This window comes from Paraglaciecola sp. IT1134 (assembly GCF_058068185.1).
In genome coordinates this window covers 4,992,804-5,018,046 of record NZ_CM176486.1, presented here as the reverse complement: position 1 = coordinate 5,018,046, position 25,243 = coordinate 4,992,804, and the positions used below count along the sequence as shown (strand labels likewise).

Here is a 25,243-nt window from a genome sequence, read left to right as displayed (position 1 = left end):
ATTATTGTCCGGCCGAAAGTTGTTCAATGGTGGCATCTTTTTCCTGCCAGATTTCGTTCAGCCAACGCTGGAATTTCACCCGTTGAGCAGGGTTGTCAAAATAATCCTCGGCAAAAGCATCGCTGTTTAGCAACTCCTCGACCGACAAAATTTTTACCTTTACATGGATGGATTTGACCTTACCACAGACAAAATCCCAAAAAGTTGGGATACCCTGAGGATAATGAATAGTGACATCCAATAATTTATGCAGTTGGGTACCCATGGCCCCCAGAACAAATGCCAATCCTCCAGCCTTAGGTTTTAGTAAGTAATTAAACGGGGAGTTCTGTCTTTGGTGTTTATCTTGGGTAAAACGCGTACCTTCCACAAAATTCATGATGCTAACCGGCTTACTGCGAAATTTTTCACAGGCTTTTTTGGTGGTCTGCAAATCCTTGCCTTTTAAATGCGGATTTTTTGCCAGATAAGATTTGCTATGGCGGCTCATAAAGGGAAAATCTAGTGCCCACCAGGCCATACCTAGAAAAGGGACCCAGATTAGTTCTTTTTTTAAGAAAAATTTCAGAAAGGGGATTTTACGGTTAAATACTCGTTGTAATATCAGAATATCCACCCAAGATTGATGGTTAGATATAACCAGGTACCAATCCTTTAAAGTGAGGTCTTGTGCTCCCGTTAAGTCTATGCGTGTAGGAGTGAATAAGTTCTGCAGCAGGGTGTTGATGCTTATCCAAGATGTCGCACAACCGTCAAGCAAGTATGACAGCAAGGTGCGCCAAGGCTTGATAGGGATCAGTTTAAAAAAGGATAAAAAGACAATCGGGATAACCCAGGATATCGTATTGATAAAGTATAAGATGATCGAAATTACACCGACCAAATTGCGAAACAACACTGCCACCACACCCACTCCAATAAGAACTTTGCATACTTAGCGCGCTAGTGTAAACCAAACACAGTACGTTTTTGTAGCTAAGTATTGGCCAGATAGGGATAATTGTGTTTAAGCAGCATATGAGCGCCTTGTCAGGGTCGCTCAGAGATACATAAAGAGGGGGGCTAGGATATCCAGGCGCGATTTTTTGAAAAGTGGTTGCCTAAAAAAGCCATTTGGTCTGCGAGTATCCTACGGTTCATCAAATAAAAACGTTCATATAGATTAGGTGTAAACGGTACGGCAATAAGTGACAAACCCGCTTCTTCCGGGGTCCGGTCGGCTTTAAAGCAGTTACATCTGGTGCAGGCGGTGGCGCAGTTGGTCCAAATATTCCTGCCCCCTTTACTGCGGGGAATAATATGATCGCGGGTTAGCTGAGGGACGCGGAATTTTTTACCACAATATAAACATAAGTAGTTGTCCCGGCGAAACAGAAAACGGTTATTCAGGTGAATTTTGCCAGAGGGATAAACGACTTTCCCTTCACACCCTATAATGGAAGAGAGAGTAAGTAGACTTTGCTGGCCACATTTATTCCAGCCACCATGCAAAATACGTTTGGCATCACCTAATTCGAACAGCACCCTGTTTTGGGTGTAATATTTCGCAGCCTCTTCCAGACTTATCCACGCCTGTGGCATGCCGGATTTATTGAGCCTCAACACTAACATAGGTCTGCCTCTTAGAGCTGTTATTAGGTGTGCACCGGACACCTAACTGCCACACTTAACTATTCTTACGCCGCTTTAATTCCGACGATCAATAATCCCATTGGCCAGATAGGTACAGGTTAATAATCAAGCAAAATCGTTATCTGCTACTGTGTACCTATTTTTTATCCCTGTCACCTATAATTGCTTGAAGGATCGGGCAAATAATTATACCTTCTAAGCCAGAGCCGCATTAATAGAGCATTTTAGAACCGCTCGAGAGAATTATAGATCACTGAAAGGTAAGTGATTTTAGATAACCAGATAAATCATCTGCCAAATCACTACATTAAGGCTGGATTGGGCATGATTGCCAGCTGTTTTCATTATCTCGTTGATACAACCAGCGTTTATAGGGCAGGCGCTGCAGCTGCAAATGGTCGACTCTATCAACAGTCAGTTGTAAAAGGGCAAACGCTTCTTGGGGTAGGTGTTGGTTACTAACTAGCACCTTGGTAGTGCATTTATTTTCCCTTATGGCTGGTTGTGCATAGCCTGCCCGAACCTCGTCGGATAGTCCCCGCCAATGGACTGTTCGCTGAGCACCAAGAGGATGATCAGGTGAACATATCAGCTCTATCTTGCCCTTTAACCTGAATTGTTCACGAGTTTGGGGGAAGTACCAGCATATCTCTGCCAATTTGTGGTAATTGAGTTGGCCGACTTTATCGCTACGTAAATCCGTGTGCATGACCAGCCGGGATTCTGCCTCGGCGAACTCCCTAAAGACCATAGTCCGGCAGCAGGGTGTGCCATCGGTGTCGATAGTGGCCAGTTGAAAATAGCGACTCTGGGCCACTTCCTCGTTGAGTGTTAAGGCACTGGCCAGTTTTTTTTGCCAAGATATATTGGTGAGCATGAACCGTCCTCCAGTTTGCAGAACGTGGGCTGTTTGACTTGTTTGGCCACAGAAAATCGAAGCTTGACCAAACCGACTGAACATAAAATCTGAAGCGCGGGTGGGGCGCTAGCCCCTGGGTAACATGTCTGACAATAACATGGCGATACCTAAAAATGACATAAAACCGGCGATGTCAGTGATAGTGGTCAGTACTATAGAAGATGACTGGGCGGGATCCATCCCAAATTTCTTTAACGCTATGGGGACTATAGCCCCAGCCGTACAGGCAATCGCTAACGAAGAGACCATGGACAGTGCAATCACAACCGCCAAACCAAACGAGTGGCTCCAAAGATAAACCGCCAAGGAGCAGGTAACCGCAATGGCAAAACCGTTTAAGATGCCGGCCAATAATTCCTTTTTCATCACCTTGAGCCAGTGGCGGGTGGTAATTTCCCGCAAGGTTAATCCGCGCATAGTCACGGCTAATGCTTGCGCCCCTGCATTGCCTGATTGACCGGCTGCCACAGGTAGCAAAATTGCCAGTGCGGTTATTTCAGAAATTAAGCCTTCAAAGGCGCCGACCACAGCGGCGGCGGCAAAGGCGGTTAATAGATTAATTTGCAACCATGGCAAACGTTTTTTTACTGCAAACCAGCTACTGGATAAGGCCTTTTCTTCTTTGCTAACCCCCACCATGGTCTGCATGTCACTGGCTAAGTCTTCTTTGGTAGATTGGTAGACATCAAAAAATCGGATCATGCCAATGAGTTGTTGGTGGCTATCGAGCACAGGTATGGCGCTGCATCGAAAACCTTCAAATTTTTCGATGACGCTGTCTTTGTTGTCCAGTGCGCTGATTACTGCTTTTATTGGGCTGGCAATAGTAAGCAATTTTTCTTCGGCGTTAGCCACTATTAAAGACGCGAGGCTGACTTCGCCTAATAAGTATTGTTCCTTATCCAGGACATAAATGACATCTTCAGATTTGGCCTTGCGCTGTTTGAGTATTCTCAACACCTCATGTACGGCAAGATCGCTGTAAAAGGCGTTGACCTTGGTCGTCATCAAGCGCGCTGCTGTATCCTGGGGGTAACTCAATAATTCCATTAGTTCAGAGACGACTTTGTCATCGGTTTTGCTCAACTGAACGATGACTTCCTCTTGACGTGCAGTCGACAGTCTACTAAGCAGGGCCACGGCTATATGACTATCCAGGGCTTTGAGCAGTGTGGCGGCAAAATCTGGCGCCAGCTCAGTGAAAATATCTTCTGCTGCACCAGGAGGGATAAATGTCCACAAGTTAACCACCACGTCCAGGGGCTGTGAGTTCAATAATTCGCCGGCATGTTTTGCTTCAATGGTTTCTAAGTGACGGGCACTTTTATAGGGATAGAGGGCTAAAAATTCCCGGTTAAGTTGTTGTGAGGTGGCAAACAACTGGGTTTTATCTGTTGTCATAGGGGGCTCTGCTGCTCTGGGCACAATCAGGTATCAGCGATTATATCCCATAGGGCTAATAAGGTCGGCCATAGAGACAATAGTATCGCCGTATGTCTCCAACATATCGGCCGATACGGATTGTGGCAAATCGTTGCTCATTTTTTTGCGTGTCATAAAATGGCGCAGTCGATGGAAATGCACCATGCCCACAAATTCTTGTTTTCTGTTGACTACGGCTACCGTATCCTGGTTGCGCCATAGATCGAGTTCATAAGCCGAAAGTAAATCCAAGGACGCACTAATAGTGTGGTTTATCGGCAGCATCAAACTGGAAACTAAGCTTACAGGTTCACTTTTGAGCAAATCGCCAATAAAAATTTGACCCGTCAATTGGCGTCCCTGATTTACTACGTATATGTTTTGTAAGTATGAAAATGACTTCTTGCGTAAACGGATTAAGGTATCTTTCACATCCATCTGATTGTCAACCACCAGCATGTCCGTTTCCACCATGGAGCCAACGGAATATTCAGGATAACTAATCAACATATTGCACAAGCTCTGTTTACGCACAGGAAGCTGTTTAATCAGATTTTGTTGTTCTTCACCTTGCATGTAGCGGGCGATCGCTGCTAAGTCTGATAAGTTCATTTTCTCCACTAGTTTGAAACACTGCTCCTGACTAAAAAACGGGAATAGTTTAGCGGATGCACTGGGCAGCATTTTGCGAAGTACATTGTTGGCTGCCGATAATGAGGCTTCCTGTAATACACTGGCTGCTTGATGGGCAGGTAACAGCTCTAATTTGCGCGCCGCCGCTTCGGGTTCTTCGTTGAAAAAATGGACGGTCAGTTTTAAATGAGAAGTACTCATAGGTTATCCATATGCCTGGTATTGGTAAGGAACTACTGGTTTATCTTGTCTTCTGTGTCAGCCTGGATGATATTGCAATGGGTCTCCATGCAATATCTGGCCGGCACCAACGCCTTGCCATTAGCCGTTTCAACCACCAGCATACTGGCTGATATCTCTATTAATCGTCCGTCTATGCCGGCTATCACAATCCGATCTCCCAGCCGTAAATGTTTATTAGCTTGCCTGGCACCCACCAAATTTTTTACCAGTTCGCTGCTGCCAAGACCATAGGCCAATGCCACACCTAAGCTCAACACACCCATTAAGACTATGATCAGGGTCGTGACAAAATGAATATTGACCCCCAATTGTTCGATGCCAATGACGGCGGCAATGGAGACGATCACCCATTTGACCAACATGCCAACCCGGTGCCCATAGCGAAAACCAGTACTTTCAGCAGCGGCTACAGTCATCGCGCTGGCGATACTACCGATAAAGTAACCTCCTAAAATGATCACGCCACCCGCTAGAATACTCGGCAAATAGCTTAAAAATTCTTTCAGCCAGCTCGCAATAAAGGTCATGCCAAGGCTAGAAGTCGCAGCAGCAAAGAAAAATAACATCACAATCCAAAACACCACCCGACCGGCCAAACGGGTATGTTGGGGCTTAATTTCAATTTTTTTGTCTGGTAGCAGGGTGAGGGTGAGCTTGTTCATAAAACGACTAACAAGTGATATTAGACTGGTTGTCGCCTTTGCCAGTATCCAAGCAATGAAGCCACCAATAATAATCAGTATCACTGCACCTACTAGCTGGGGTACATAAGCCACCAGGTAAGCAATTAACTGCTCGTAACTTGTTAATAAAGCACTTTCCCAAGCTCGCATGATGTCTCCCTTATAAGATCATCCAAGTGCCAGTGTGGCAAGGTTGGCACTGCAAAAGGTATGTAGCTGCCAGTTCCTCTGACGGCTAACCTGAGTAAGAGCGGGTAGAGCAGCTATTTCAGACTACTCGTTAACTTAACCTTTGCCCTGGGTTTTGTTGTGGTGAGGTTTGGCATTTTTTTCGATAAAGTCATAAATCATGCCCGCCACGTCTTTTTTGGTGGCAGATTCGATACCTTCCAAGCCGGGGGATGAATTCACCTCCATGACAACTGGACCGGTACTGGAGCGCAGCAAATCCACCCCACATAAATTTAAGCCCATGATATTGGCGGCTGCCACAGCCGTGGCCCGTTCTTCTTTGCTTAATTTAACGATTTCAGCACTGCCACCGCGATGCAGGTTGGATCTAAATTCGCCAGCCTGAGCTTGGCGTTTCATCGCCGCTATTACTCTGTCTCCCACAACGAGACAGCGTATATCGGCCCCACCTGCCTCTTTGACATATTGTTGCACCAGAATATTGGCATTTAAACCCCGGAAGGCTTCAATAATACTTTCGGCGGCCTTGGCGGTTTCTCCTAATACTACGCCTATTCCTTGAGTTCCCTCCAGTAGTTTTATGACCACTGGCGCTCCGCCCACGGTTTTAATTAGTTGTTTAATATTGTCAGAAGAGTGAGCAAATTGCGTTCGCGGCAAACCAATTCCTTTGCGCGACAAAAGTTGTAACGAACGCAGCTTATCCCTAGAGCGGCTGATCGCCACAGACTCATTGATGCTGTATGTTCCCATCATTTCAAACTGACGGATAACAGAGGTACCGTAAAATGAGATGGAAGCCCCTATTCGAGGAATTACCGCGTCATAATGGGCGAGTTCTTCACCTTTATAACGAATGGCCGGGCGATTGCTGGCAATGTCGATATCGCAATGCAGCGCATCAATTACATCAATTTCGTGGCCGTGCAGCTCCCCCGCCTCGATCAGGCGCTTGGTTGAATAAAGTTTTTTGTTGCGCGATATAATTGCGATTTTCATTATCTAGTTCCTGGGTAGTTAAATTCATTACACAATAGCTTACGACTATAGACGGAATTTGCACGGCAATCTTTCTTTTTCATAGTGTTAACATATTATTCAAACATTATTGCACGGTTATTTCTTAATACAGTTAACCTGCTTTTCTTTCGCCTAGGAACAGCTGTTTAGGGAAGTATATTTGGCACGGGTGCAAATATAGGCTAATGCATTAGTAATGGGCCCGGTATTTCCCAGCCGTCTATTTAACGAGTGTATTGCGTACTATCGAAATCAATCAAAAATAATTCCCAAAACTTGCTATTAATTGGGCTGTTAACTATTGTTTTTTTTAGGGAATAATCCCTGCAATCTTAGTGCTAATTCGAATTTAGGTCAGGCTCGGAGTTCCGTTGTCATTGACGCACCAATAAACCGGAATCATGCAATGATAACTGGGACCAGCCAAACGTTTTCCTTCACTACCTGACCTGGCACGCAAATGAGTGCCACGCAACGGGTGTAGGTTAATTGAAAAAAAGGACTATGCCTTGGCATTGTTTATTAGTGATTTTCTATAAGGAGAGGTAAAATGGGTTTAGGAACAATTCTGCTGATTGTTGTAATATTGATATTGCTAGGCGTAGTGCCCAGTTGGCCCCATAGTCGAAGTTGGGGTTATGGGCCCAGTGGCTTAGTAGGATTGGTGTTACTGATATTAATCATATTATTACTGATGGGGAAAATTTAGCGCAGGCCGACTAGAGATTGTTCAGGGTTGAACAAAAAACATTGCCACGCAAAGTTTTAGATTTGTATAATTGCAATCTGCTGACGGCCAAACATGTACCGTCAGCATGGTTGAGTTTGTCAATACTATTTTCTAGCTACCCCATAGTCGAAGTACAACGATAAGCTACTCTATTTGACCCTAACCTGTTCCGCACGCTCCAATGCCACGCTTGTTATATTTTTCCCCTTCACCCACCCTGGCTAATGGTATAATTCGTTAGGCTAAACAAAAATCTTAATTTTAGGTGTGCCTATGCGGTTAACCTGAATTAATAAAAGTATTTATAAAACAATAAGGTAAATGGTTTTTGCTAACTAAGACAATCAATCGCACAATCTCCGTAGCCCCTATGCTGGATTGGACTGACAAACATTGCCGTTATTTTTTACGGCAAATTTCCCGACATACGCTGTTATATACCGAGATGGTTACCACTGGTGCGATCATCTTTGGCAAAGGTGATTATTTGCAATATAACCAGCAAGAGCACCCGGTAGCACTGCAGTTAGGTGGGTCAGCCCCAGCTGATATGGCGCGTTGCGCTGCGTTGGCGCAAGAGTATGGCTATGACGAGGTAAACATTAACGTAGGGTGTCCGTCTGACAGGGTGCAAAATGGTCGATTTGGAGCTTGTTTGATGGCTGAGCCTGAAACTGTGGCCGCCTGTGTCAACGCGATGCAAGCAGAGGTGGATATTCCGGTTACTGTTAAGTCACGCATTGGTATTGATGAAATGGATGAATATCATGACTTGACCCGTTTTATTGAATGCGTGGCGGACGCCGGTTGTGAAGTCTTTACCATACATGCGCGAAAAGCTTGGCTCAAAGGTCTAAGCCCTAAAGAAAATCGTGATATTCCCCCGTTGTTATATGAGCGTGTTTACCATTTAAAACAACAATTCCCCCAATTAAATATCAGCCTCAATGGCGGGGTGAAAACCTTGGATGATGTAGACCAACATCTGCAGTATTTAGATGGGGTGATGATAGGCCGCGAAGTCTACAGTAATCCCTATATTCTGGCTGAGGTGGATAGACGTTTTTATCAGGATCACCATGATGTACTTAGCCGCGAAGAAATTGTGTTGGCCATGGTGCCTTATGTGGAGCAACAACTAATGCAAGGTGCCAGAGCCTGGAGCATTGCCAGACATATGCTGGGGTTGTTCCAAGGACAGCCTGGAGGTAGAATTTGGCGCCGTTATTTGAGCCAACATGGCACCGGGCAAAACAATTCGGGTCGCCAGATCGGCCCGGAACTATTGCTCAATGCTTTAGCTGCCCTTAAAGATGCCCAAGCGCAAGTAAGTGAATTTCGAAACGCTAAAGTTAGTTGATTTAACCAAAAAATTGGTGAAATTAACCAATTCCTTGACTTGCGCCCTTATTTATATCAAGTTTTTCAATCAGCACTAACTTTAAATTCAATTAAATCAGTACGTTAAAGAATATCTCTAAATTGGCACAACTCTCGCAATACATACTGCGACTTAACTCATAACGGTTATACCAAATCAACAGGCCGTTATTACCACCAATATAGAGAGGAATATTATGTTTACTAAAGTCACAATTGCCGCTATTGCCCTGACTTCTACTTTCGCTTTCAACTCTGCAGCTCAGGCTAAGGAAGTAAATTTGGAACAATTTGTCGGTCACCTGATGAGCAATACCATCAAAGCGACGCAAATGGAGTTGCAATACAACATTCAAGAGGCAGTATTAACCGCAGGTAATATGTTTAGTCTAGATGGGGGATCGCAAGTTGCATCTAGCGTCACTATCACTGACTTAACCGAACAAAAGATTGCCAAAAAACAAGCAGAATAAGAGGTGATTATGTTTGATCACGCCATTTTGGTTTTCTTGTTACTTGCGCCAGTTGTTGCCTATTTGGCAGGCGCCCTGCTCTTCAGCTTGTATGCGTTTGTTAAAAAAGAACCAACGCTGTCAATGCCAAGGGTAAATACATCAATAAATAACGGTCACTCCCTGTAGTATTGACCGTTGTAAACCAGATCATAGCCACTGTTTTAACTCGCCCTGCAGTTTGTTTCCAAACGTAATAATTTCCACAGCCTATTCTTTAGCTCATCTGTATTAATGACTTTTCTGAGTAATTCAGACAGCAATGACAAACCCACAAACATGATGATAACGATACACAATCGTTTTGGCCAACCACTGGGAAATACCAGCCTGACCATTGGCTCCAGCACAAAATACAAAGGCATATGGCCAATAAACACGATTATCGTGTTTCTTGAAAAGAATCTGACCAGCTTACCCGCCCTGATTTTGCTAAATACGGCGACAAAAAATGCTGTATGTGTCAGATAAACCGCTGAAATGGCAGCGGACGTAAAAACTGAATTGCTAAAACCCGTGGTCAGTTGCAAATCCCGGAACGGAAATCTGCCTGTCACTTCTAATGCGTTCAGTATTACCACCCATAATGTGGTAAAAGCAACCCAAGCAAACAGGATCGTTATCAACCCTTTACTATTAACACTGTCCTGTTTATCCCGCATATAGATACCCAGCAAAAATACGGTAAGCCAGTTAGGCACAGACATATAAGCAATATAAATGGTGTCGTTAGAGATAAGGGTAGCGCGGATCATGACTTCGAATAGTAAACTGGCCAGCAGTACCAGGGGCGTCACTTTGAGGCGATAGAGTATTAGAGCCCACAATAAAATAATATGTAAATAGGTGCCAATAAACCAAGTGGTGGGGTTAGCGGGAAAGCCATCGATGAGCACATTTACGCCAAATACAAAGGGTGCGTAATTGCTGAACATTACATTATCGTTAAGGATTAGGTTAACCAGACTGATAAACAGCGCTATGACTATGCCCCAGAAAAACATCGGAAATATACGGTTGAAGGCCACTTGTATTTTAGGGCGGATTTCTTTGCCTAGTCCCCACCCCATAATAAATACGAAAATAGCTACCCCCAGCTGTTTGGGATAAACCGGTTGGGTTAATTGGTTATAGGGCTCACCAAAGAAGTGTCCAAATACGATCAAAAACATGCCTATGGCTTTCATCCAATCGACAAAGTCACAACGTTTCATCTGCATATCAGTTCTTGTTAGACCGGGACATTGTGTTGAATTTTGTTGACCTCAGGCACCTCTAGAGGGGTTGGTGTGTCGAAATTCTTGACAAATCTAGCTGGATTGCCAGCGACCACCACATTAGATTTGACCTTGGTATTGACCACCGCGCCAGCGGCAACGAGGGAGCCCGCTCCAACATTCGCCAATATGATCGCCCCTTCACCAACCCAGACATTCTCAGCGATCTTTATTTGGGTCATGCCTTGGGGAGAAAAGGCCTGCCACTGGCCACTTTCATCATCCCGGGTATGTTGGGTGTTACCACTGAGTAAACTGGCATGACTACCAATCAGGCAGTTTTTACCCAGATGAGCTGAGCCAATTGTGCAATAGCTACCGGTATAAACGTTCTCTTCGACAATTGAACTGCGGTGCGCAAAAATAGTGCCGAAACCTATATGGCAGTTCACGGAGCACTTATCCAGAGTCAGGGAATAAAACCCCCGGCGCATAAAAACCCCGGGCAGCCCAGGTAAAACGGAAAAGGCTTGAGCCCATATGGAAAAAACGGTTTCAGAATGCTGGCTAAGGTAGCTTTCTAGCCAGCAGGTCAGAGCAAAAGGCAATGCCAATAACTGACATAGCTTGTTGAGTAAAAACTTAATCATATTGCGCATTAGTTTCAGTCCTGTGTTTATGCGATGGGGTATTGCACTAAAAACTTCGTTATGCTTTTCTGCGCATCCTTTTAAAGCGTGCATTATGAGTATAGTTGTCAATCAACGTTATCTTGCGTGGGATCTTGTACCCTTGCAGAAATTTCCCACAATGATTCCTCAAGCGGACCTTAAACTCCTGCAACGTTTCATCTGTGGTGATTTTAATATCGGCCGCCACTATCATACCGGTGATCGTGTGGGCAATGGAATAAACCGCCACATCTTCCACACCATCCATGTCCAATACCACGCTCTCCACTTCTGCCGGATAGACTTTCTCGCCACCTACATTGATGATTTCACTTTGTCGACCGAGGATCTTCAGCCATTCGCCTTCTTGTTCAACCTGGTCCCCTGTGTCCAGAAACCCGTCTTCGTCAAAAGGAGACGGTGCATTGAGGTACCCCAACATGGCGGATTCGGATTTTATCCATAGGCGGTTATCGACAACCTTAGTCTGAAACTCCTTGCCCCCAACTTTGACCCATAAAGATTTGGAATCTTTAGACTTGGAACGTAAAATCCCCACCTCAGATAAACCATAAGTTTGCAGTAATTTTATGTCAGGAAATTTATTCGAAATGGCCGTCAAGGTACTGCTAGGCATAGTTTCGGTGCCGTAAGTAATTAATTTTAATGAACTGAGATCGGCCTGCTCACTGGCACCCGATAACAACAATAAGTTGATGAAGGTCGGTGAGGTGGGTAACACTTCTACCTGATGTCTTTCGATGGCCTTACATACGTCTTGGGGGGTGCGCTTAGCAGGCACAATTGCGGTGCCGCCATTGGCCAGTGTATACAAAAGTGTATTCACACCACCTATGTGGTCAAACTGTAAAAAGACCAGGGTACGCATGGTTTTACGCGGTACCTTAAACTTGTTTAACAGTAACGATAGGTCGTGAAATATAGCCTTACTTTTACCGGTCGAACCCGACGAAAATAATACTAAGCCTGGTCGGTTTTTTGCGCGCAGTTCTTCGTATAAGGGATGGGCTGGTTGAAATGCCGTTTTCGTTAACCGGGTTCCCTGTGCATCCAGAATGATGTCATATTGATTTTGCGCGACCTCACAAAATTCATCGAAGTGAGCAACTGAGTCATTGGACAGCGGCACAATGATATTGCCATTTTGTGTCAACGCTAAAAATAGCGAGATACTGTCAGCGGAATAATCTGACTTTATACTGACCACTTGCCCCGCTTTTATTTGTTCTTGGGCTAGCCAGTCCAACCAAGCATGATACTTATTTAGCAGTTGACTATAAGTGATAATATTGTCGCCCACAGCAACAGCTGGTTGCTCTTGCAGCTCAGACATTTTGTCCAGTAAAAATTGAACTGTCATGATATGCCTCCTAAATAAATAACCTGACCGGTGATCATGTTGCTTTGCGGTCTAATAAAAAAATCGACCAGATTAAGCACATCTTCCGGTTGGGCCATTTTTTGAATGGATTGTCGCTGCACCAGACGGGCTATTTTGTCTTCCCCTACACCACGAATTAAATCTGTGGCGATGGGGGACGGACCAATAGCGTTACAGGTGATATTAAAGCTGCTTAACTCTTTGGCAATAATACGGGTAAGGGTCTCAACAGCACTTTTCGAGGCCGCATAGGCAGCTTCACCTTCAAGATTCATTGGCACAGCTACCGTACTCATATTGATAATGCGCGGACACTTGGATTTACGCAGCAGACCAATAGCTTTTTGGCTGCACATAAAGGTGCCGGCGTAATTAACATCTATGGTTTCACGCATATTTTTAAAAGGTGTTAAAGCAAACGCATTCATGCGTGCGACACCGGCATTGTTAATCAATACATCGAGATATTTGAACTGTTGCCGGATGGCGATGAACATGCCTTGCACTTGTTCTTCACTGGCCACATCTACGGTAAAGTGATGATAATTAGGATGGTCCACTGAACTGGCACTGCGGGCGCAACCTATGACCCGATCGCCCTGTTGCAAAAAATGTTCGACGATCCCTTTACCCAGACCTCGGCTCGCACCAGTTACAAGAATCTGTCTCATGAGCCTTAAGCTTCTGTAAGCAGGTTGGAAATGTGGGCGACCAGCGTGGGCACATTTTTAAATGGACTGTTCGCCATAGACATAGCGCGCTCGTCACTTAAGGAAACATTGATACCTTCATCCTGGAGCATTTCCTCAATATCAATCAATAAGGCAACGAGTCCCATTGAGTCCAAATTGCCTTGGGCGCCGTATAAAGCGGTGTCTGGAGCAACAGGTATTTGTTCTGAGTCTTCACGGGATTGGTTGGTAAGGGCGATTGCATCTAATACTAATGTCTGGATTTTACTATCGTTCATTTGCCTGTTCCTTAGCGGGGATGTTCATTTGCATATTTATTAGCCATTTTATTGTCAATATCAAGGCTTTTGCAATCATTAAGTGGGTAAACATTAAGATTGAAAATTCTAACCAGATACATGGTGAATTTCACCAACCTATTAGTGCATTTAACCATCTTAAGCCGTTTCCGAAAAATAGTGTGCCGTGACTAATTCGCTGAAAATTCTGTTAAATCAATTATTTAAATTTTTATCCGAACGTGGCACGACATTTGTAACTGTGTTTCCAAGGCTGGATTACACCAGTGATTAACAACAATCACCATTTGGAGAATCACAATGGGACTACTTTCGAGAATGTCAGAAATAGTACAAGCCAACATCAATGGGATTTTGGAAAAAGCCGAAGATCCGGAAAAGATTATTAAGCTATTGGTTCAGGAAATGGAAGAAACCTTGGTTGAAGTTCGCGCTGTGGCAGCCAGGACTTTAGCGGACAAAACTCAGTTGCAACGACAGACGGTAAAATTCCAGGCGAACAGTGATAATTGGCAAGCAAAGGCTCAGCTTGCTATAGAAAAAGGGCGGGAGGATCTCGCGCGGTCCGCATTGGCAGAAAAACACCATGCACTCAAACAATTAGCCGGTGCACAGCAAGAACTGGAAAGTGTAAACGAGGTGATAAGCAAACTGCAGGAGGATTGTGGAAAACTGCAGAATAAACTCACTGAAGCTCGGGCAAAACAGAAAACGCTGAGCGTTAGGCAGCGTTCAGTAGCCGTAAGGTTACGGGTTAAAAACAACGGGCAGGTGGATAAAATCGATGCTGCTATTCTTAAGTTTGAACAATATGAACGACGTATCGATGATCTTGAGTCTCAGGTCGATGCCTACGATCTGGTGAGCGGCTCCCAAAGTTTGGAATCTCAATTTCATGAGCTCGAAGCCCAGGATAAAATTGAGCAAGAGCTTGATCAATTGCGTAACAAAGTAGCTTAAGGCCTAGCGCACTACGCCGTTTTATTGGCTTAGTGCGCCTACTACCATCAAGGAGAATAGCATGAGAGAATATTTTGATTTTGACCGTTTATACCGAGATTCAACCCGAGCAAAAGTCTCTGGTGTATGCGCCGGGCTAGCCAAACACTGGCAACAACCGCGCTGGGTCATTCGCCTGGCTACCGTCGCCTGCTTCCTATTTTTACCCTTAGCTACCGCAATCGCTTACGGGGTGGCAGTGCTACTTGTGCCATCACGGCCATGAACATCCTTAAAAACCTGGCTATGGCGGTTATCATCGCTATCTTGTTAACCTACAGTTTAGGTTATGTTGCCACAGACTGGTTTGACATTAATGTTCAGATGGATAGTCAAAACGTTGCACCATTGACGTCTTTGTTAGTGTTTATTGTCCTGGGGATCGCACTGGTACTAGTGGGGTTTGTAGTTGCTTTAAGTCTCGTTGGAGCTTTGGCTTTTGTGGCACTAGTGGTGTTCGGTGCCCTGCTCTTTGCTGGTATAAGTGCATTTTGGCCTATCATATTAGTGGTAATGCTGGTGATTTGGCTGCTCAAAGACAAACGTCCGTCCAGCTATCAGTAGGCAAACGGGTTTCACACAATAGTCTTGAGTAATGGGTGGCATGTTGTGCCGATTTACTGAATAATTCTTTCTCAACATGTTTTCGAACAGGAAATTAAGATGTTTCGCCCACGCTCACTTTTATTTGCCTTAAGTTTGTTCCTTTTTGCCAGCAGTGTTTATGCTGAGCTGATGGTTAGCGATGCTAGCGTCAGGCTATTGCCACCCAGTCTACCTAATACGTCCGCCTATTTTAGCGTAAAAAATACCGCTGAATATGATATTACCCTGGTCGCCGCCCAAACTGATATAGCGCAAAAGGCGGAGTTGCATAACCATGTTATGCAAGGAGAAGTAATGCGCATGGAAAAACAAAAATCTGTAACTATTCCGGCAGGGCAGACGGTGAATTTCGAACCGGGAGGATTACATATGATGATTTTTGGTTTAAATGCCCCCTTGAAAAACGCCCAAAGTGTTAAGCTTAGGCTAATTACCCAAGACGGCGATATCATTACGTTCAACGGGATCGTTAGCGAGCCCAAACAGCAGGCTCATCATCACTAGGAGGTGGATATGAAACAATATTTTAGACCAAAATGGATATTATCCTTTGTATTGCTGCTCATTTTATTGTTTTGGTTTGTGGCTTTTTTATGGAGTTTCGAACCTCAGAGGTTTGAGCCTAGTCAAGCGGCGAGCGAATACGCCGCCGAACACAACGAAAAAGTCGTGCCAGGTTACGCCATTACCACCAGTTTGATTCGGGTGACTGAGACGTTACTCAATAAATCCGGTGGATACTTGTCCAACGACGTTATGCCTCCAGGTTTGCTGATGGACAATATGCCCAGCTGGGAATTCGGTGCGTTGGAAATGGCTCGGGATCTGGCCTTGGCCATGCGCAAAGACTTGAGCCGCTCTCAGTCTCAATCATCTGAAAACTCATATTTGACCGATGCTCAGCCGAAATTTAACATCGATCACCGCAGCTGGTTATTACCCTCGGCGGAATCTCAATATCAAGGCGCTATCGATAAGTTATATGAGTATCGTACCAGTCTGTCCAATGGGCGACAGGGCAGTGCGCAATTTTATGCCCGTGCGGACAACTTGCGTGATTGGCTTAAACAGGTCGAAAAGCGTCTCGGTAGCTTATCGCAAAAACTTAGCGCCAGCGTGGGACAAGACAGGCTAGATACCAGTCTGGCGGGAGATGCAGGCGCGACTCAATCCACCCCTTCTAACAGAGATCTAGAGCAGAAAACCAGTTGGTGGCAATTAGATAATAATTTTTATGAGGCACGGGGAGCGAGTTGGGCCCTGATCCATTTTCTAAAAGCTATGGAAGCAGACTTCGCTGAAGTGCTGGATAAGAAAAACGCTCGGGTGAGTGTGCAGCAAATTGTTCGTGAACTGGAGTCGACTCAAGAGTCAATCTGGAGCCCAATGATCCTAAATGGAAGTGGCTTTGGCGTGTTAGCCAACCACTCCTTGGTGATGGCGAACTATATTTCCCGGGCAAATGCTGCTCTAATTGAACTTTCTGAACTGTTAAATCAAGGATAAATGATGAAAAAGTCGCTTTGCATCTGCGCTGTCGCCGCTGCTTTGGCTAGTGTGCCTGCCCAGGCCGATACTCTGTTAGGCATATACGCAGGCGCCCAAGTGTGGAATATGAATACCAAGGGTGGTTTTTCTGACGATGGCACCAATATCGCTTTTAATTTCGATGATCAAACAAAGGGCAATTTTTACCTCGCTCTGGAACATCCACTGCCCCTAGTGCCAAATATTAAAATTCAACGTTCGGATATGGATACCAATGGTGAGGTATCCGTGTCCTCTAGCTTTACTTTCGACAGTGAGTTGTTCTCGGCAAATACCGTGCTTACTTCCGATATAGAATTGGTTAGCACGGATTTTATTCTGTATTACGAGTTGTTCGATAATGATTTGCTTAGCTTCGATTTAGGCGTAAACGGCAAACATCTCGATGGCAACGCGTTTGTGCAGGTCAAAAATGATCCTACGCAAAACGGTGATCAGGATTTTACAGGTATTATTCCCATGCTGTATACCCGTATAGCATTCGGTGTCCCTTTTACGGGGATTGGTGCCTATGTTGAAGGCAGTTTCTTAAGTTTCGATGACCACAAGGTGAGTGATTACCAGGCAGTGATCACCTATAGTTTATTGGATAACATCGCTATCGATACTACCTTGCAAGTCGGGTTTCGCGCTATGAAAATGGAACTGGAAGACTTGGATAACCTCTATTCTGATTTGGAATTTAGGGGAGCGTTTGCTGGGATCGAAGTTCATTTTTAGCCTGTAGGCAATTGTTGAATAATTGCTCAGCTCATTAAGTAATAAAAAATTAGTTTTAATTCTTTCCGGTTATGAACATTAATCGCTAACCTTGCCCCATAGCATTAGAGGTTAGCGATATTATGTCATCAAATACAAATCAGATCTTAGGTTCAAACTCAGCATTGAGCGAAGCGCAGTGGGCACAAGTCAATCAATTGGCGGGCTCGCTCAATACTGCCCAAATGCATTGGTTAAGCGGCTATTTAGCCGGTGTGGCGCAAGATCAATCTGGTTCTTTTATCGCTCCTCAAACGGAGGTCGTTGCAAGCAAGACTTTAACTATTTTGTATGGCTCACAAACCGGCAATGCCAGAAGTGTGGCTAAAGAATATAAGCAAAAAGTTGAAGCGGCGGGCATAAAAACTAAGTTAGTCAACATGGCTGATTTCAAATTAAAACAATTAAAAAATGAAACTCACCTTGTCATCATCGTCAGTACCCACGGCGAAGGGGATGCGCCAGACGACGCCATTGAGCTACATGATTTTTTAGCCAGTAAAAAGGTGCCTAAATTAGACCATCTTCACTATGCAGTTTTGGGCCTGGGTGACAGCAGCTATGAGTTCTTCTGCCAGACAGCGAAGGATTTTGATCGCAGACTGGCTGCCGCGGGTGCTAAACCCATTACCGAGCGCGTAGACTGTGACGTAGATTATGATGGTGCAGTTGAGCTATGGTTACAGCAGGTTACGACAAAAATACAAGATGAATTAAGCGTACCCGGTTCTGGGGTCGTTAGTTTAGCTGCTGGTGGAAAATCCGGTTTAGCCTTGGTTGGTCATCAATACAGTAAAAAGACCCCCTTTAACGCCTCCTTATTGCAGAGCCAAAAAATCACCGGGCGAGATTCAGTCAAAGACATACGGCACATAGAGATTTCGTTAGAGGGATCCGGGATCCAGTATCAGCCTGGAGACGCCCTAGGTGTATGGTTTAACAATGACGTTGCAATGATTACCGAGTTGCTAACATTGTTATCTATCGACAAGGATGAATCTATAGACTTGGCAGGACACGCAATGACAATTTTTGATGCATTGCTTGAAAAGTTGGAATTGACGCAAAGCTATCCGACTTTTGTCAGCGCCTACAATGAAATTGCAGACAACGCTGAATTGGCTGAAAAGTTGGCAGACAAAGCCATCTTGCGCGTGTATTTGTCTGAGCGTCAAATTATCGATGTGGTACGAGAGTACCCGATAACAGTGAGCGCTCAGCAGCTTGCCAACGCATTGCGCGGCATAACTCCTCGTTTGTATTCTATTGCGTCTAGCCAGGCAGAAGTAGAAGATGAAGTACACCTCACTGTTGCCTTAGTTGAATACGATGCCCATGGTGTTCCCCATCAAGGTGGCGCTTCAGGGTATTTGGCCCAACGTCTGGATGAAGGTGGTGAAGTTAAAGTGTTTGTCGAGAAAAACAACAACTTCCGGCTACCAGAAAATCCTAACTCAGCCGTCATCATGATAGGTCCTGGTACGGGTATTGCGCCGTTTAGAGCTTTTATGCAACAACGTGAAGTGGACGAAGCACAGGGTAATAATTGGTTGTTTTTTGGTAACCCTAATTACACACAGGACTTCCTATACCAGGTTGAATGGCAGCGTTTTGTCAAAGATGGCGTCCTGGACAAAGTGAGCCTGGCGTTCTCTCGAGATCAGCAAGAGAAAATATATGTGCAACATCGCTTATTAGAGCAGGGAGCCGAGGTTTTTCAGTGGCTTGAAAAAGGCGCCTATCTGTATGTGTGTGGTGACGCAGAACACATGGCCAAAGACGTACACGAAGCTTTAGTTGCTATTGTTCAACAGCACGGAGGCAAAAATCAACAGGAGGCGGAATCCTACCTTAGCGAACTGCGTCGTGCGAAACGCTATCAGAAGGATGTTTACTAATGACTACCAATAATGACAAATACGTGGTGCAAGGCGTCTTGGCCGATAATGAACGCCTAAAAGGGCAAAGCAACTTTTTGCGTGGCACCATAGCGGAAGATTTAAAAGATGACTTAACCGGCGGTTTTAACGGTGATAATTTTCAATTGATCCGCTTTCACGGTATGTACCAACAGGACGATCGGGATATTCGAGCCGAACGGGCCAAGCAAAAGCTCGAACCTTTACAGAATGTCATGTTACGGGCCCGGCTGCCCGGAGGGATTATTTCCCCACAACAATGGCTGGCGGTCGATAAATTTGCCCAAGAGCATACCCTATATGGCAGTATTCGTTTGACTACCCGCCAGACGTTTCAATTTCATGGTGTATTAAAGCCCCATATAAAATTGATGCACCAAACACTTAACAAAGTGGGAATTGATTCCATTGCTACCGCCGGTGATGTAAATCGCAATGTGCTGTGTACTTCTAACCCAGTAGAGTCACAAGTGCATCAACAGGCTTATGAATGGGCTCAAAAAATCAGTGAACATCTACTGCCAAAAACCCGCGCGTATGCGGAAATTTGGTTGGATGGTGAAAAATTAGAAACCACAGAAGAAGAGCCTATTTTAGGCAATAATTATTTACCCCGTAAATTCAAAACGACGGTTGTGATCCCACCACAAAATGATATTGATGTGCATGCCAATGACTTAAATTTTGTGGCCATTTCAGAAGGTGGAAAACTTATTGGTTTCAATGTGTTAGTCGGTGGTGGCCTGGCAATGACTCACGGTGATCAAAGCACTTTTCCGCGTAAAGCTGACGACTTCGGCTTCATTGCGCTGGATAAGACCCTGGCCGTTGCGGCGGCCGTGGTGACTACTCAACGTGACTGGGGGAACCGAGTTAATCGCAAGAATGCGAAGACCAAATATACGCTTGAGCGTGTGGGAGTAGACACTTTTAAGGCTGAGGTAGAGAAACGTGCCAATGTGAAGTTTACCCCAAGCCGTGCCTATGAATTTACCTCCCGTGGCGATCGTATTGGTTGGGTCGAAGGTATTGATGGCTTACATCACCTGAGCTTATTTATCGAAAATGGTCGTATTTTGGATTACCCGGGCAAGACCTTGAAAACAGGATGTGCACAAATCGCCAAAATTCATAAAGGAGACTTTCGCCTAACCGCCAATCAGAACCTTATTGTGGCGGGTGTCGCTGAACAGGATAAGGAAAAAATTGAAGCACTTGCTCGTGAACATGGCTTGATTACCGACGACCTCAGCCAGCAACGCAAAGATTCGATGGCCTGTGTGGCATTTCCGACATGTCCTCTTGCCATGGCCGAAGCTGAGCGATATTTGCCCGATGCAGTAAGCGAACTGGAAGGCATATTGGATAAGCATGGCCTTGCCAATGAGAGTCTGATATTCCGTGTTACCGGATGTCCCAACGGCTGTGGTCGCGCAATGTTGGCTGAAGTCGGTTTGGTCGGAAAAGGCCCAGGTAAATACAATTTACACATAGGTGGTAATCGTCAAGGTACCCGTATTCCTAGGATGTACAGGGAAAATATTGATGAAAAGGAAATACTTCGCGAATTAGATAGTTTAATCGCTAAGTGGGCAAATGGGCGCGAAAAAGGTGAAGCCTTCGGTGATTTCATGATCCGCGCAGAATTTATAAAACCAGTGATAAACTCTGCAAAGGATTTTTATGGCGACCCTGATTATGCAATCTAATACAGTCGAAGAACGACGGGGAACGCCATTGTTTTCGGTCGACAAACTTGCCCAGATAAACACAGATTTGGAGGGGCAGTCTGCCCAACAACGAGTGGCCTGGGCCCTGGAAAATTTACCTTCGAATTTTGTATTGTCGTCCAGTTTTGGCGCCCAAGCTGCCGTGATGCTGCATTTACTTGTGCAGCAGCGTCCGGATATCCCGGTAGTATTGACTGACACCGGTTATTTTTTCCCCGAGACCTACCAATTTATTGACACGCTGGTCGACCGGTTAAAACTTAATCTGAAGGTTTACCGCGATGAATTGAGTCCTGCCTGGCAGGAAGCGCGATATGGGAAGTTGTGGGAGCAGGGTTTAGAGGGCATCGAAAAATATAATCGCATGAACAAAGTTGCTCCTATGCAGAACGCATTAGCAGACTTACAAGCCAAGAGTTGGTTTGCCGGGTTAAGACGGTCACAGTCAGATCAACGTGAAACTTTGCCCGTGGTGCAGCGTTTAGATAAGCAGTTTAAGATTTATCCCATCATAGATTGGAGCAATAAGGATATTCACTATTATCTTAAGGAACACGATCTTCCTTATCACCCTTTATGGGAACAAGGTTATGTCTCAATCGGTGACTGGCATACCACTCGTTCTTTGCAAGAAGGCATGAGTGAACAAGATACGCGTTTTTTCGGCATGAAACGTGAGTGTGGATTGCATGAATTTGGTGACGGTATTTAGTCTATATTAAAGCCGTTGTGTAATACTCGTTTCAGCTCTTCCAAATATATACCGGGTTTGTTAGCGCCCACTAAAGTAAATAATTCCGCACCGGTACTGGTAAATTTGTAATAGACCAAGATGGTGCCGGTCTTCCGCGCGGTTAACTGGAAACTCTGTCCGCTATTTTTCCATTCTATAGCACTGTTAGGTGCTAGCTCACCGGACTCGATTTCACTTTGATAAATCAGCCCCAAGTCCATTAACGATAACAAATCGGGATAACCCAAACCGAATTTCCCCAAATTAAGATGATGCTCAGTTCGCAGGCTAAAAAGCGACCAGACGCTGGGCTTTTGATGGTAGCCAATTATCAGCTTTGGGGTCGGTTCACCTTGACGTCGACTGGCTAAGGTCACTGCATGGCGAAATATCTGCGCATCTTTGTGGGTGAGTTGTTTTAAAGTCTGTAAAGTGCGTAAAGAAAAACTGCCCGGGCGGCTGGTCTCAACGGCGAAAATCTTCCCCCAGAGCTCCTGCATGGCAGGTGAATATATTTCTTCAGCCATTTTTACAAAATTAAAGAACCAGTCCGGATCGAGTCGCTCATCTTTATTATCCTCTATACAAAAATTCAGAGCCTTGTCCAGCACACTTTCTATATTGCCAAGTTTCCTGTGTGCAGCCAGTTTATCCCGTCTTAACACTCGATTGTCGATGCTGGCAGTGAGACGACCTTGTTGAGGAGGAACAATGCCAATCTGGGCGAACCATTGGCCGATCCGTTCTCTGGTTGTCTGGGCATTTAGTCTTTCGGCATTTTTTTGGCTAGTTATCGGCGCTGGCTCAGGAGACGTAGTGATCTTATGCTGCACTTTGGGAGGTGCTGAGATAGAAGTCTGTTCAATTTTCATAGGTGTGGCAAAGAAGTTGAAATCTATGTTCGTAAATAATTTTTACCATAGTATGCTAGAGCTTAATGCAAGGAAATGCAATTTAGGACTTATTTATAAGAATCTTTTGCTAAGCGCCAGATTACGGTATGGTTAGTATCTAATCTGATTATCTACTCAACAACTCGTGTGAGAATCCATAACTACATGTGTCCAATTGAATATGAAAATGATGAGATAGTCTTCCTGTCTGAGGAAAACAGCCCAACCAACCACGAATATGTTGGCAGTTGGAATATATTAGTGGTGGATGATGATGAGGAAATTCATTCGGTTACACGTTTGGCCCTGTCAGATTTGGTACTAAATGATAAAAATCTTAAATTTTATCATGCCTATTCTCAAAAAGAGGCCCTTGAAATCATCGCCGAACTGGGAGCCAGTCTGGCCATCATTCTGCTCGATGTAGTGATGGAAACGGACGATGCAGGCTTGCAAGTTGTGCGCAAAATGCGTTCGGAAATGGGCCTGTTGGAACCCAGGATCATTTTGCGCACCGGGCAACCAGGCTATGCTCCAGAAGAAAGTGTCATTAAAGACTATGATATCAATGATTATAAAACCAAAACCGAGCTCACTCGCAGCAAACTTATCACTTCTATCATTGCGTCATTGCGTTCATATCAACAAATATTGACCATTAATCAAAGTCGGCGAGGTCTAGAAAAAATTATTCGTTCGGCATCTAATTTACTCGAAGAACACTCGGTAAAGGAATTTTGCGAAGGGGTATTGACCCAAGTCAATTCGTTGATTGGCTTGGATTCATCGGGTTTAGTTTGCGCCAGGGCGGGCACTGTTTTGGATAAAAACGATGACGCCGTCTATGTTCTTGGGGCTGCGGGTGAGTTTACGAGCTGCATCAATAAAAAAATTGAGCAATTGCACGATAAGCAGATTGTGCAAGCGGTCAATCTTTGCCTACAGCGCAAAGAGCATCTTTACGAGCGAGAGTTTTCAGTCTTATATTTAAATAGCTCGGGCTATGAAGCTGCAGTGTATATGAAAGTGGGTAAGCAAATAGATGACGTACATAAACAGTTATTGGAAGTGTTTGTATCAAGTATATCTGTGGGCTATGAAAACGTTAACTTGTTTCACCAATTGCATACGGCAGCATTTAAAGATTGGTTGACTAAACTGCCCAACCGCATTGAATTCATCAACAGGCTTGACGAGTTTAACGATTATCCGGCCCATGCTCATGATGTGTTGGTATTAATAGACATTAATCATTTTGCTGATATCAATGATGGTCTGGGGCAGGAAACAGGCAATCAAACACTGCTAGCCATTGCCCAGCGTCTAGAGGAATTGTTTCCAAATGCGTCCATGTTGGGGCGTGTAGGCTCAGATGTGTTTGGGGTGGTAGGCAGCGAAGCAGAGATTAATCCTGCCAGCATGCAAGGATTATTTATCAATGCGTTTAAAGCCGGTGACCACGCCTTGCCATTAAGCGCTGCTTTTGGTTTTTGTCGCTTAAATGGTAAAAAATACTCGGGTATCAACATATTGAAACAGGCTAATATCGCTCTCAACCTTGCCAAGAAGAGCTTAAAATCCAACTTTGAGTATTACGCCCCTGAAATGGAAGAGCAGACCACCTGGCGTCTGGATATGATCCGTCGATTGCGTAGTGATTTTAACGAGCGAAAGCTGCAATTATGGTATCAACCACAAATTGATTTGCTCAGTGAAAAAATCGTTGGTATGGAAGCCCTGTTACGCTGGCCATCTCAGGACGGTGGTTTTATCTCTCCGGTGGTATTTGTGCCGTTGGCTGAATATTCAGGACTGATAATTGATATCGGTGCCTGGGTAATGCAGGAAGCGTGTGAAAAATTAAAATACCTTTTGGCCCAGGGTTATCAAGATTTACGTATGGCGGTCAATATATCGATGCCCCAGTTTCGGGATCCTGAATTTATCGATATTGTCAAAAATGCTATTTTGTCAAATAACTTGAGACCCGGATCCATTGAATTAGAAATCACCGAAAGTATCGTGATGGATGAGCCGCATATAGTGATTGATGCCCTTAATGAACTTAAAGAATTTGGGGTTAAAGTGGCCTTGGATGATTTTGGCACAGGATTCTCATCTATGAGTTATCTGCAGCAATTGCCCTTGGATCGCCTAAAGGTGGATCGCGCTTTTGTCAACGAAATCAGCCTTAATCAATCGGCCTTTATCGCCGAAACCATAGTTACTCTTGGCAATAAGTTGGGCTTAAAAACCATAGCCGAGGGCATAGAAAAACCCGAACAAGCCAACTATATGCTCAGACTGGGCTGTGATGAGGCACAAGGGTTTATGTACGCCAAGCCCATGCCATTTGATGAGCTACTGAACCATTTCGAACAAAATAAAGAAAAGCTTTAATTCCAAATA

The 25,243-nt window shown here is 44.7% G+C and carries 27 protein-coding genes; 14 read left to right on the top strand and 13 right to left on the bottom strand.

Annotation, left to right across the window (positions count from 1 at the left end; translation table 11 throughout):
* Position 1 precedes the first annotated feature (1 nt).
* From yihG to rimK, 7 genes are all read right to left on the bottom strand, one after another.
* Positions 2–907, bottom strand: a complete 906-nt coding sequence (yihG, locus tag AC3RV5_RS21915; RefSeq protein ID WP_489729677.1) for a 1-acylglycerol-3-phosphate O-acyltransferase, YihG family — start codon at positions 905–907, stop codon at positions 2–4.
* Between the two features lie 155 nt (positions 908–1,062).
* On the bottom strand, positions 1,063–1,611 hold the full coding sequence (locus AC3RV5_RS21910; RefSeq protein WP_489729676.1) for an HNH endonuclease: 549 nt from the start codon (positions 1,609–1,611) through the stop codon (positions 1,063–1,065).
* A gap of 328 nt (positions 1,612–1,939) precedes the next feature.
* A complete protein-coding gene (locus tag AC3RV5_RS21905) occupies positions 1,940–2,509 on the bottom strand; it encodes a pyridoxamine 5'-phosphate oxidase family protein (protein ID WP_489729675.1) in 570 nt (189 codons plus the stop codon).
* A gap of 108 nt (positions 2,510–2,617) precedes the next feature.
* Positions 2,618–3,952: a magnesium transporter gene (locus AC3RV5_RS21900; protein ID WP_489729674.1), complete on the bottom strand. Its 1,335-nt coding sequence runs from the start codon at positions 3,950–3,952 to the stop codon at positions 2,618–2,620.
* Between the two features lie 33 nt (positions 3,953–3,985).
* Complete coding sequence (locus AC3RV5_RS21895) at positions 3,986–4,807, bottom strand: magnesium transporter MgtE N-terminal domain-containing protein (protein WP_489729673.1); 822 nt, start codon at positions 4,805–4,807, stop codon at positions 3,986–3,988.
* A 32-nt stretch (positions 4,808–4,839) separates the two neighbouring features.
* Positions 4,840–5,682 (bottom strand): mechanosensitive ion channel family protein, encoded by an 843-nt coding sequence (locus AC3RV5_RS21890; RefSeq protein WP_489729672.1) that lies wholly within the window; start codon positions 5,680–5,682, stop codon positions 4,840–4,842.
* Between the two features lie 135 nt (positions 5,683–5,817).
* The gene (rimK, locus tag AC3RV5_RS21885) at positions 5,818–6,723 is read right to left on the bottom strand and encodes a 30S ribosomal protein S6--L-glutamate ligase (RefSeq protein WP_489729671.1); all 906 of its coding nucleotides are present in this window, start codon (positions 6,721–6,723) and stop codon (positions 5,818–5,820) included.
* 571 nt (positions 6,724–7,294) lie between these two features.
* Here rimK and AC3RV5_RS21880 point away from each other — a divergent pair.
* From AC3RV5_RS21880 to AC3RV5_RS21865, 4 genes are all read left to right on the top strand, one after another.
* A complete protein-coding gene (locus AC3RV5_RS21880) occupies positions 7,295–7,453 on the top strand; it encodes a DUF3309 family protein (protein WP_489729670.1) in 159 nt (52 codons plus the stop codon).
* A 391-nt stretch (positions 7,454–7,844) separates the two neighbouring features.
* Positions 7,845–8,834 (top strand): tRNA dihydrouridine(20/20a) synthase DusA, encoded by a 990-nt coding sequence (gene dusA, locus AC3RV5_RS21875; protein ID WP_489732233.1) that lies wholly within the window; start codon positions 7,845–7,847, stop codon positions 8,832–8,834.
* A gap of 217 nt (positions 8,835–9,051) precedes the next feature.
* The gene (locus tag AC3RV5_RS21870; RefSeq protein ID WP_489729669.1) at positions 9,052–9,327 is read left to right on the top strand and encodes a hypothetical protein; all 276 of its coding nucleotides are present in this window, start codon (positions 9,052–9,054) and stop codon (positions 9,325–9,327) included.
* A gap of 9 nt (positions 9,328–9,336) precedes the next feature.
* A complete protein-coding gene (locus tag AC3RV5_RS21865; protein WP_489729668.1) occupies positions 9,337–9,495 on the top strand; it encodes a hypothetical protein in 159 nt (52 codons plus the stop codon).
* A 35-nt stretch (positions 9,496–9,530) separates the two neighbouring features.
* Here AC3RV5_RS21865 and AC3RV5_RS21860 read toward each other — a convergent pair whose 3' ends face one another.
* From AC3RV5_RS21860 to AC3RV5_RS21840, 5 genes are read right to left on the bottom strand one after another with little or no spacing between them, the layout of a single operon-like run.
* The gene (locus AC3RV5_RS21860) at positions 9,531–10,586 is read right to left on the bottom strand and encodes an acyltransferase family protein (RefSeq protein ID WP_489729667.1); all 1,056 of its coding nucleotides are present in this window, start codon (positions 10,584–10,586) and stop codon (positions 9,531–9,533) included.
* Between the two features lie 11 nt (positions 10,587–10,597).
* Positions 10,598–11,242, bottom strand: coding sequence for an acyltransferase (locus AC3RV5_RS21855; RefSeq protein ID WP_489729666.1), 645 nt, complete (start codon positions 11,240–11,242; stop codon positions 10,598–10,600).
* 49 nt (positions 11,243–11,291) lie between these two features.
* Positions 11,292–12,635 (bottom strand): ANL family adenylate-forming protein, encoded by a 1,344-nt coding sequence (locus tag AC3RV5_RS21850; RefSeq protein ID WP_489729665.1) that lies wholly within the window; start codon positions 12,633–12,635, stop codon positions 11,292–11,294.
* Positions 12,632–13,327, bottom strand: a complete 696-nt coding sequence (locus tag AC3RV5_RS21845; RefSeq protein ID WP_489729664.1) for an SDR family NAD(P)-dependent oxidoreductase — start codon at positions 13,325–13,327, stop codon at positions 12,632–12,634. The genes AC3RV5_RS21850 and AC3RV5_RS21845 overlap by 4 nt, the downstream gene beginning before the upstream one ends.
* 5 nt (positions 13,328–13,332) lie before the next feature.
* Positions 13,333–13,626 (bottom strand): hypothetical protein, encoded by a 294-nt coding sequence (locus AC3RV5_RS21840; protein ID WP_489729663.1) that lies wholly within the window; start codon positions 13,624–13,626, stop codon positions 13,333–13,335.
* Between the two features lie 321 nt (positions 13,627–13,947).
* Here AC3RV5_RS21840 and pspA point away from each other — a divergent pair, with 321 nt between their 5' ends.
* The 9 genes from pspA to AC3RV5_RS21795 all read left to right on the top strand — a co-directional run bounded on the left by pspA (position 13,948) and on the right by AC3RV5_RS21795 (position 21,920).
* A complete protein-coding gene (pspA, locus tag AC3RV5_RS21835) occupies positions 13,948–14,607 on the top strand; it encodes a phage shock protein PspA (RefSeq protein WP_489729662.1) in 660 nt (219 codons plus the stop codon).
* Between the two features lie 61 nt (positions 14,608–14,668).
* Positions 14,669–14,872 carry a PspC domain-containing protein gene (locus AC3RV5_RS21830; protein WP_489729661.1) on the top strand — a complete coding sequence of 68 codons (204 nt, stop codon included), beginning with the start codon at positions 14,669–14,671 and terminating at the stop codon, positions 14,870–14,872.
* Entirely contained in the window at positions 14,869–15,210 is a 342-nt protein-coding gene (locus AC3RV5_RS21825) for a hypothetical protein (protein WP_489729660.1), read from the top strand. The genes AC3RV5_RS21830 and AC3RV5_RS21825 overlap by 4 nt, the downstream gene beginning before the upstream one ends.
* A 99-nt stretch (positions 15,211–15,309) precedes the next feature.
* Positions 15,310–15,756 carry a copper chaperone PCu(A)C gene (locus AC3RV5_RS21820; RefSeq protein ID WP_489729659.1) on the top strand — a complete coding sequence of 149 codons (447 nt, stop codon included), beginning with the start codon at positions 15,310–15,312 and terminating at the stop codon, positions 15,754–15,756.
* 9 nt (positions 15,757–15,765) lie between these two features.
* Entirely contained in the window at positions 15,766–16,758 is a 993-nt protein-coding gene (locus AC3RV5_RS21815) for a DUF2333 family protein (protein WP_489729658.1), read from the top strand.
* Positions 16,759–16,761: 3 nt separating this feature from the next.
* Complete coding sequence (locus AC3RV5_RS21810; protein WP_489729657.1) at positions 16,762–17,520, top strand: TIGR04219 family outer membrane beta-barrel protein; 759 nt, start codon at positions 16,762–16,764, stop codon at positions 17,518–17,520.
* 122 nt (positions 17,521–17,642) lie between these two features.
* Positions 17,643–19,457 (top strand): assimilatory sulfite reductase (NADPH) flavoprotein subunit, encoded by a 1,815-nt coding sequence (locus AC3RV5_RS21805; RefSeq protein ID WP_489729656.1) that lies wholly within the window; start codon positions 17,643–17,645, stop codon positions 19,455–19,457.
* A complete protein-coding gene (gene cysI, locus AC3RV5_RS21800; RefSeq protein ID WP_489729655.1) occupies positions 19,457–21,187 on the top strand; it encodes an assimilatory sulfite reductase (NADPH) hemoprotein subunit in 1,731 nt (576 codons plus the stop codon). The genes AC3RV5_RS21805 and cysI overlap by 1 nt, the downstream gene beginning before the upstream one ends.
* Positions 21,177–21,920 carry a phosphoadenylyl-sulfate reductase gene (locus tag AC3RV5_RS21795; protein WP_489732232.1) on the top strand — a complete coding sequence of 248 codons (744 nt, stop codon included), beginning with the start codon at positions 21,177–21,179 and terminating at the stop codon, positions 21,918–21,920. The genes cysI and AC3RV5_RS21795 overlap by 11 nt, the downstream gene beginning before the upstream one ends.
* Here the strand turns inward: AC3RV5_RS21795 and AC3RV5_RS21790 are convergent.
* Positions 21,917–22,813 carry a TIGR03899 family protein gene (locus AC3RV5_RS21790; RefSeq protein WP_489729654.1) on the bottom strand — a complete coding sequence of 299 codons (897 nt, stop codon included), beginning with the start codon at positions 22,811–22,813 and terminating at the stop codon, positions 21,917–21,919. The genes AC3RV5_RS21795 and AC3RV5_RS21790 overlap by 4 nt on opposite strands.
* 186 nt (positions 22,814–22,999) lie before the next feature.
* On the opposite strand from AC3RV5_RS21790, the gene AC3RV5_RS21785 reads away from it, so the two are divergent.
* The gene (locus AC3RV5_RS21785; RefSeq protein ID WP_489729653.1) at positions 23,000–25,234 is read left to right on the top strand and encodes a bifunctional diguanylate cyclase/phosphodiesterase; all 2,235 of its coding nucleotides are present in this window, start codon (positions 23,000–23,002) and stop codon (positions 25,232–25,234) included.
* Positions 25,235–25,243: the final 9 nt, after the last annotated feature.